9 protein-coding genes are annotated in these 8,204 nt (G+C 65.1%); 1 reads left to right on the top strand and 8 read right to left on the bottom strand.

Going from position 1 to position 8,204, the window contains the following annotated elements:
* Together VK533_RS07365 and msrB are read right to left on the bottom strand one after the other, a co-directional pair.
* The coding region (locus tag VK533_RS07365; protein WP_324376218.1) for a sugar phosphate nucleotidyltransferase at positions 1-194 on the bottom strand (194 nt) is incomplete at its 3' end.
* Between the two features lie 41 nt (positions 195-235).
* Positions 236-730 carry a peptide-methionine (R)-S-oxide reductase MsrB gene (gene msrB / locus VK533_RS07360; RefSeq protein ID WP_324376217.1) on the bottom strand — a complete coding sequence of 165 codons (495 nt, stop codon included), beginning with the start codon at positions 728-730 and terminating at the stop codon, positions 236-238.
* A gap of 123 nt (positions 731-853) precedes the next feature.
* Between msrB and queG the strand changes: the two genes are divergently transcribed.
* The gene (gene queG / locus VK533_RS07355) at positions 854-1,996 is read left to right on the top strand and encodes a tRNA epoxyqueuosine(34) reductase QueG (protein WP_324376219.1); all 1,143 of its coding nucleotides are present in this window, start codon (positions 854-856) and stop codon (positions 1,994-1,996) included.
* A gap of 128 nt (positions 1,997-2,124) precedes the next feature.
* Here the strand turns inward: queG and VK533_RS07350 are convergent, their stop codons facing one another.
* The 6 genes from VK533_RS07350 to VK533_RS07325 form a co-directional block, all read right to left on the bottom strand.
* Positions 2,125-2,634: a hypothetical protein gene (locus tag VK533_RS07350; protein ID WP_324376216.1), complete on the bottom strand. Its 510-nt coding sequence runs from the start codon at positions 2,632-2,634 to the stop codon at positions 2,125-2,127.
* Positions 2,635-2,781: 147 nt separating this feature from the next.
* Positions 2,782-3,600, bottom strand: a complete 819-nt coding sequence (locus VK533_RS07345; protein WP_324376215.1) for a hypothetical protein — start codon at positions 3,598-3,600, stop codon at positions 2,782-2,784.
* 95 nt (positions 3,601-3,695) lie between these two features.
* Positions 3,696-5,432: a prolyl oligopeptidase family serine peptidase gene (locus VK533_RS07340; RefSeq protein ID WP_324376214.1), complete on the bottom strand. Its 1,737-nt coding sequence runs from the start codon at positions 5,430-5,432 to the stop codon at positions 3,696-3,698.
* Positions 5,433-5,501: 69 nt separating this feature from the next.
* On the bottom strand, positions 5,502-5,879 hold the full coding sequence (locus VK533_RS07335) for an ammonium transporter (protein ID WP_324376213.1): 378 nt from the start codon (positions 5,877-5,879) through the stop codon (positions 5,502-5,504).
* A complete protein-coding gene (locus VK533_RS07330; RefSeq protein WP_324376212.1) occupies positions 5,876-6,172 on the bottom strand; it encodes an autorepressor SdpR family transcription factor in 297 nt (98 codons plus the stop codon). The genes VK533_RS07335 and VK533_RS07330 overlap by 4 nt, the downstream gene beginning before the upstream one ends.
* Positions 6,173-6,219: 47 nt before the next feature.
* Positions 6,220-8,204: hypothetical protein (locus tag VK533_RS07325; protein ID WP_324376211.1), on the bottom strand; the 1,985-nt coding region annotated here is incomplete at its 5' end.

The following is an 8,204-nucleotide window of genomic DNA, read 5'->3' as shown; positions in this document are numbered from 1 at the left end:
TCGGCATGCGCGGCATTGGCGACGACGATCGGCGCCGCGAAACCGTCGCTCTGCGGCGTGCGCCGCGCGGTGAGCTGCAGCATCGTCTCGGCGGCAGTGAGGCTGAGCAATTGCTTCGGCCGGCCGGTACGCGACAGCGGCCACAGCCGCGTGCCCGAGCCTCCCGACAAAATCACAGGCGCAATCCGGCTCATCCGCGCTTCCCCGGGCGCGTAACAGTAAGATCAATCAACATTCAGGCTTTCGCTGGAGTGAAACCTAGAGCCACACCGTTCATGCAATAGCGCAATCCGGTGGGTTTGGGACCATCGTCGAACACATGGCCGAGATGGCCGCCGCAACGGCGGCAATGGACCTCGGTGCGGTCCATGCCGATCGAATTGTCGTCGCTCGTCACTACCGCATTCTTGAGCGGCGCCCAGAAGCTCGGCCAGCCGGTGCCGCTTTCGAATTTGGTCGACGATGCGAAAGCGGGCAGCGCGCAGCCCGCGCAGGTAAAGAGGCCCTTGCGATGTTCGTTGAGCAAAGGGCTGGTGAAGGGGCGTTCGGTGCCGGCGTGACGCAGCACGTCATAGGCGGCGGGTGACAGCTTGGCGCGCCATTGCGCGTCGGTCAGCGTCACTTCGTAATGCTCGGGGGTGGTGGGCGCGCTGCAGCCGGCCGACCACAGGAAGGCGGTCGCCATTGCGCCGCTGCCCGCGCCCATCAGCGCGCGTCTCGATACCAGCATGCCATTACCTTCCCGCATCCGCGTTCTGAACGCCCGACTTTTAAAAAGTGTGCATCTTGTCCGCCCGATACAAGCGCGGATGCGACGATGTGCTAAGATGGGGCGGTGACAGCCCCTTTGCCCCTGGAAGATGCGATCAAGGCCGAAGCGCGCGCGCTCGGCTTCGCGGCGTGCCGGATCGCGCGCGCCGATGCCGCGCCGGAGGCGGCCGGGCGGCTGCGTGAATGGCTCGATCAGGGCGCGCATGGCGACATGCTGTGGATGGAGGAACGATCGCACCAGCGCGGATCGCCCGCGTCGCTGTGGCCCGAGGTGAAGTCGGTGATCATGCTCGGCATGAGCTATGCGCCGTCGGTCGACCCGCTCGCGCTGGCGGACGAAAGCGGGGTCGGGCGGATCTCGGTCTATGCGCAGGGCCAGGACTATCACGACATCGTCAAGAAGGGACTGAAGGCGCTCGCGCGCTGGCTGGTCGCGCATGCGCCCGACACGAACCTCAAGGTGTTCGTCGATACCGCGCCGGTGATGGAGAAGCCGCTCGCGGAAGCCGCCGGGATCGGCTGGCAGGGCAAGCATACCAATCTCGTCAGCCGCGAGGACGGCAGCTGGCTGCTGCTCGGCGCGATCATGACCACGCTCGATCTGGCGCCCGACGCGCCCGGCGATACGCGCTGCGGATCGTGCGACGCGTGCATGACCGCATGCCCGACCGATGCCTTTCCGGCGCCGTTCAAGCTCGATGCGCGGCGCTGCATTTCCTACCTCACGATCGAGCATAAGGGCCCGATTCCGGTCGAATTCCGACAGGCGATCGGCAACCGCATCTATGGTTGCGACGATTGCCTCGCGGTATGCCCGTGGAACAAGTTCGCCGATGCGGCGCACGCCAACCGTGCCTTCGCAGCGCGCGCCGAGCTGGCCGCGCCGGAGCTGGCCGACCTGCTGTTGCTCGACGATGCGGCGTTCCGTCAGATCTTCTCGGGCTCGCCGATCAAGCGGATCGGGCGCGACAAGATGATGCGCAACGCGCTGATCGCGGCGGGCAATAGCGGGCTGCCGGACTTGCTGCCGCGCGTGCTGGCTTTGCTGGACGATCCGGCGCCGGTGGTGCGCGGTGCGGCGACGTGGGCCTTGTCGCGGCTGGATCAGGTGCGGTTTGCGGAGGAGGCGGCTGCGCGGTGTGCGCAAGAGCATGATCCGGATTGCTGCGCCGAATGGGGATACCTGGATCGCTTCGCCGTGACAGCGCTAGAGAGCGCGTCTTGAGCCACTGATAAACCGGTAGGCCGCTTTGGTGGAATGTCCGTCCGGTTCGCATCCGGTTAGCGGAATTCGAACAGCTTATTCGGGATTTGGAGCCGCCAGGCCACTCGATCCGCTTTTTTGATTTCTATTCAGAAGTAATCGAAGAGAAATGCGGCGTTTACAAGGACCGCCGCGACGAGTGCCGCTTTAATTCCACCGTCAGCTCTTCGTCGAGCAATCACCAAGATGACTATACAGACGACGAAAGCCGCAAGGGCATTGCCGATGGCATAGGCCTCGATTCCCGCGACATACATTGGGAGCGCCATCTTGAAGTGGGGCATCCACAAATAAGCGTGGGGAAGCGAGCATAGCCAACATACCGCCAATGCAACCGCAAGTCTCGTGGCTGGCTTTGGTGGAAACATCCTTCCAATATCTTGCGAGCGCGTTGTCATTGTCGCTGCCATCGCGCCTGATGCGATGAGAGCGACAGCAGCGCCGAGCCAGAGGATAGCAATTGCCCAGTTGGAGGCGTTGAACCAAGCGCGAGAGAAAGTGCGCATCGCGGGTCCGACCAGCGCTCCCGAGATCGCGGCCAAAACCAAAAACGTGATTCCGATGCGAAGAAGGTGTGCTGGCTTGGACATTTCAGCCACCTTAGCTTCCGCGCGAACGACCGCAATCAGGCACCGTCGGACCGGCACTGAATGGCGAAGTTGGGTCGGAAGCGGGACGTTGCGTCCGATTTTGCGGATGAGCGCGATCAGGCGCCGGACGCGCGTGGTTATGTCGCCGCCGCGGCGCTAGACGCCCATCAGGCGCGGCGCGATCGCATGCCACCAGCCCGCGTTCCACGCGCTGTAAACGGCAACCGAAACCGCGACGTAGGTGCCAAGCCAAACGAGGTAGGCGCGATTGATCGTGCCCGTGCGGACCACGTCCCAGATGATCATCGGCGACAGCAGCGCCACTATGTAAAGATCGGTCGACAGCGGGCTGACGGGCAGCGTCGTGGGCAGCCATTGGATGCGATCGATCGCCGCCGGTAACGGCGTGGCGGTCGCGAGGATCATCATGCGCTTGTGAAAGGCCCCGTTCTTGCCCCGCGCCTTCAGGCCGAGGAAGATGAACAGCGGGAACAGGATGCCGATCCGCAGCTGCATCAGCATGATATTGTCGAGGCGCAGCAGGAGATGCTGGAGTTCCGCGCGCGCCGGCTGCGGCGCGGACTGGGCCGGGTACCACACCGAATGGTAGATGGTCGGAACCAGGATGAAGCCGACCAGCACGAGCGCGGGAACGAGTAGCATCGCCACCCGCCCCAGCCGGCGATGCGTCTCCAATCTGCCGGTCGCGGCGAGCGTGGTTTGCGCCAGCACGAGCAGCAGGAACGAACCCATCAAAACCGCGTGGAAATGCAGCACGAGCGGCAAGGGCGGGATCGCGCCCGCCTTGGCATCGGCCACCAGCCCGATCGAATCCGGTATGAACCCGGTGAGCGTGACGACGATGAAGCTCGCCGCCATGTACACGTAGATCCAGCGATCGATCGCCCGTGCGGCGGGACTGCCGGACGGTGGCCACGTCCCCGCGTCGACGCCAATATTCGCGATGCTTGCCATAACGCCCCCCGACGTTTTCAACCCGAAGGCGCCATTACCACTTTCGGCCGTAGAAATGAATATGTTACGGCGTCGATACGATATGGGGCCGCCGCTTATTTCCGCGCTCCGAAGTGTGCGTCGATCCAGGTCGCCATGCGATCGAGCGCGATCGGGGCGACGGTTTCCTCGATCTCGGCATATTCGCCGACCGCCCCGGTCTTCGCGGTCTGGAAGAGGTGGTTCAGCCCCGGCAACTCGACGATGGTGACGTCCTTGTCGTCCTTCAGCGCCGCCCTGATCGCGGCGAGGTTCGCGGCCGGCGGCACCTGCCGGTCGAGGCTGCCGTTCATGGCGAGGACCGGGACGCGGATCGCGCGCAAATTGGGCGCGGGATCGTAGCGAAGGAAGTAGCGGAACCAGGGCGTCGAGATCTGGGCGATGATGATCTCCTTGCTGGCGGTCGGTGGCAGGCCGAGCGCGGACATCGCCTCGGGCGTCAGCACGGCGCGCGCCGCCGCAAGCCCGTCCGCAGAGGTCGCGCCGCTCGCGACCGCCTTGAACAATGCGGCCATGACCGGCTCGGTCCGGTTCATCTCCGCCTCGCTTTGCCCCATGGCCGCGCCGATCAGCCGGCGCTGCGACAGCATTAGCTGATCGAGCGCGGTGCCGGGGCCCGCCATCATGACGAGGAAGGCGACCTGCTTGTTGGTCGCCATCGCGATCGGGCCGACCATCCCGCCTTCGCTATGGCCGATGAAGCCGATCGCGTTCGGGCGGATGTCCTTGCGCGTCTTCAGAAAGGCGAAGGCGGCATTGGCGTCGGTGGCGAAATCCGCCGACGTCGCCTTGGCGAAATCCCCGGTCGATTTGGCCGTGCCACGATCGTCGACACGCAGCACGGCAATGCCCCGGCGCGAGAGATAGTCGGCGATCACCCAGAAGGGCTTGTGGCCGAGCAACGTCTCGTCGCGGTCCTGCGGGCCTGAGCCGGTGATCAGGATCGCGGCGGGGAAGGGGCCCTTGCCCGGGGGCAAGGTCAGCGTGCCGGCGAGATGGACGCCGCTTTCGACGGAATTGTCGAACGACACGTCTTCGGCGGTGTAGGGGAAGGGGGGCTGCGGCGTCTGCGGCCGTTTGGGCGGCACAAGCGCGCTTGTGCCCTGGCTGCGGGTGAAATCTACGGGCGCGTCGGGCCGGTTGGGCACCGTCCAGATACCCGCAATGTGCATAGCGTCCGCAGACAGCAGGCCCGCATAGCTCGCCCCGTTCACTGCAAGCTTGAAGCTGACTTTCTGCCCTTCGCGCGTCAGACCCTGGACCGGCACCCCATTGGCCATCTGGTCGGGTGAATCGAGCAATATGATCGTGCCCTGCGGGGTCGTGCGGATATGCAGGATCAGGCGCAAAGTGGCGGCATTGCGCGTGATCGTGCCGCTCCAGGTGCCGTCGAGTCCGGCGACCACCGGCCGGGCCGGCGGCGGGCCCTTGATCAGCTTGAGCGGCAGTTCGACGCCCTGTTTGAAAATGCCGTTCCAGCTCTGCTCGGCGGGAACCCAGCTGCCCTTGAACGAGGCGCCGACCTGCGCGACCTCGAACGCGAATGTTCCGTCCTGCACGCCGACGCTCGACATCGGCACCTTGTTTCCGGGGCCCTGATCCGTATTCTCGACCGTGGCTTTGAGCGATCCGTCGGGCGCGCGGCTGACGGTCACCGCGAGCGTGATCGCGCCCTGCGGCGTCTGCAGCGCGCCGTGCCAGTCGCCGACAGGATCGGGCGCCGCCTGGGCGAAACCAGCCTGCGGCGTCGCGAGGCCCGCGAAGGCTAGCAGGACGAGAGCAAATCTTCTCACGATTCCAGGCATGGGATCTCCCCCCTTCGGCAGCCGGGCCCACCGGCGCGATCATTCAGAACAGCGGGATCAGGCGGGTTTCCTTCTGTCCCGCAGCGTCAGGCAATAACCCAGCGTGATCACGACCCCCGCGAACACCGCACCGGCCCCGACCAATGCCGCCATCCGGACGGGCGCGAACAGGAACAGTCCGGTATAGATCAGCCCGCTTATCACTTGGGACCAGCCCGCAACCCGCTGGGCCTGGCGTGCGTGGGCGCTCCGGGCGATGACGGTCTTGGGGATCCGGTTGCCGTACCAGACGATCAACAGCCCATTGATGCCCATGACCAATCGCATGACCGTATCGCCGTCGACATAACCCAGCTTGCGCGCCGTAACCGCGCCGAGCGAAATCGCGAGGATGCCGCCGGCCCAAATCAGCCCTGCCTTGATTTCCTTGTTCATCGTGCAGTCTCCCTTCTCGGCGCCCGCGGCTCCGCGCCGAGGCCGAACGAATCGACGAAGCCGAGCAGCGCTTCTTCGAGCACCGACAGCTTCAGGTGATAGATGATCGATTTGCCGGCCTTCTCGGCGTGGACCAGATCGGCCTCCTTGAGCACCGCGAAGTGCGCCGACATGGTCGGCTTGGAGACGTCGAACTGGTCGCTCAATTCGCCCGCGCTCATCGGCCCCTTGCGCAGGAGCTGGAGCACCTGGCGGCGGGTCGGATCGGAGAGGGCTTTGAAGACCTGGCTCATGATTCGACAATTAGCTAATCATCGAAATGAGTCAAGAGGCCTTCGCCCTAGTACGGAAGCTGCCAACGCACGGTTTGCTTTTGCGCGCGGCACGCATAATGATCCGACGCATTATGGGTCACCTCGTAGCGCAGCGTCGAAGAGCGGCTGAGCGTGATATCATCGAACGCGAAGGGCGGGCTTGCCACCACCACCCGAGCGTTTTGAGCGGCACCGCCTATGCCGACCTCGAACTCGATCGTGTCGGCGCCGGCCAATTCCGCATTGATCAGCTCCACCGGATAGTCGTCGGCCAAAATGCCCGACGACGCGAGCCGGGCCGGCGGCCGTGCCAGCGCGCACGTGTCCGCGGGCAGCGCGTATTTCGCGATCACGGCATCGGCGTCCTGCAGGCTGCCGGATTCCTGATCCAGCTCCGCCAGACGGAGCGCCAGTGCCTGCGCGCGCGGGTCGGCGCGGCCCACCCGCCGCTCGAGCACGCCCAGCGCGACGCCAAGCAAATTCGATCGGAATTCGCGAGGCAGGCTCTGCTCGTTCGCGGCCACGCTCACCAGCTGAAACACCTCGTCAGGCGATATGTCCGGATTTTGCGCGCTCGTTTCGAATATGGTCTTCGCTTGCGCGATCGCGTCGGCCATCGCGATCCTTTGGGCTGATGCGCGCAGCATCACGGCCCTGAGGTCCACCATCGCCTGGATGGTGGGCGGCGCCTTGGCCTTTTGAAAGATCGTCTGAAGCCTGGTGGCAAGATCCGCGGCCCGCGCCCTGCCCTCAGGGGTGCTCATGTCGCGAGCCGCGATGGTCAGCGTCTGCTCCAGCAGAGGCACGAGAAAGACCGACTCCGGCCCATACCGCGTCTCGCGCGCCGATAGAGCGGTCGCGATCGTCGAGGTATCGTCCTCGTCGCCGAGCGGCAGGACCGGGTAGACGCCCTGGCTCGATTGCCAGTTCCACTGCTCTGCCATCGAGGTATCGGCGACCGTATAATTGGCCGACACGCTCTGCCGGCAGCGCATCGTGTAGAGCGTCGGCCGGCCCACCCATGAAAACATCTGTGGGCCCGTCTGGGGCGGCGTGGCACGTAAGCCAGCCGCGAGGAAGGGCTTGGCCATCCCGGGACGGCTCGCCCAGACGACCTCGACGCGAGGCTCGGCCTCCGTCGGGTGCTGGATGGTTTCGAGGATGACCGCATCGGCGGCGGTGACACCGTCGCGGCCGCAAACAGGCGCGTTGTCGTATAGGGGATCGTTTCCGGCGTTGAACTTATTGGACGGATTCAAGGCGAGGAGTGCGGCCAGATGGTCCCGGTCTCCGACGCGTCCGGCTTTGACCGCCAGATCATTTGAAACGCGCAATATGGCATAGCCATCGCTACCGGCCAGCGGCGTCGCGGCCCAAGCGCGCGCCAAAGCGGCATCCGCCCGATCGTTATTACCGGATATCGCGTGAATGCGCGCTGCCGCGAGTTCAATTCTCCAGATATCCGCCGGCCGACCACCATTCGGCGTCAGGCCCTGCAGAACGGCGGCAGCCTGTTGGGGGTCGGCGCCAAGCATCTTGATGCGCGCCGCGCCCAAGGCGGCGGTTTGCCGGTCCGCCGCGCTTAGTTCCTTGTCCTGAAGCACTGCTTCGTAGCTCTTTTCCGCGCCGTCGAAATCGGCTCGCACCTCCTGGGCCACGGCCAGCAACAGCCGCAAATGCGGACGTGCGCCCGGTTCGGCGGTGAGCGCGGCGCGGGCAAGGAACGGTGTGGCCGCTTCATAGACCCCGCGTGAGGCGAAATAGACCCCGAACAATCGGTCCAGCAGCGGGTCGGGACGCGCGGCAGGTCGTGCCGGCAAACGCGCGGCGACAAGCACGTTCAGGATTTTGACGCTCTCGCGGTAAGCGCGTATCTCAAGCGCGCTATCGAACGTCTGCGTCGAAATCGTGGGGGTCGCGCACGGCGCGGTTCCGGCCAGCGAGGCTAAGATGAGCACGCCGGCAAGTCGTTGCGCGCGTAGGAGCAGCCTGGCCGAACGTGTGTGCATTT

Source organism: Sphingomonas sp., assembly GCF_035317925.1.
Lineage (GTDB): Bacteria > Pseudomonadota > Alphaproteobacteria > Sphingomonadales > Sphingomonadaceae > Sphingomonas_I.
Note: the sequence above shows the minus strand (reverse complement) of the source record. Positions and strands in the feature narration are given on the sequence as shown.

What these genes read in the sequence shown, in the direction of transcription:
- VK533_RS07345 (WP_324376215.1), bottom strand. Translation starts at nt 3,600, where the DNA reads ATGGCAAGCATCGCGAATATTGGCGTCGACGCGGGGACGTGGCCACCG.
- VK533_RS07335 (WP_324376213.1), bottom strand. Translation starts at nt 5,879, where the DNA reads ATGAACAAGGAAATCAAGGCAGGGCTGATTTGGGCCGGCGGCATCCTC.
- msrB (WP_324376217.1), bottom strand. Translation starts at nt 730, where the DNA reads ATGCTGGTATCGAGACGCGCGCTGATGGGCGCGGGCAGCGGCGCAATG.
- VK533_RS07330 (WP_324376212.1), bottom strand. Translation starts at nt 6,172, where the DNA reads ATGAGCCAGGTCTTCAAAGCCCTCTCCGATCCGACCCGCCGCCAGGTG.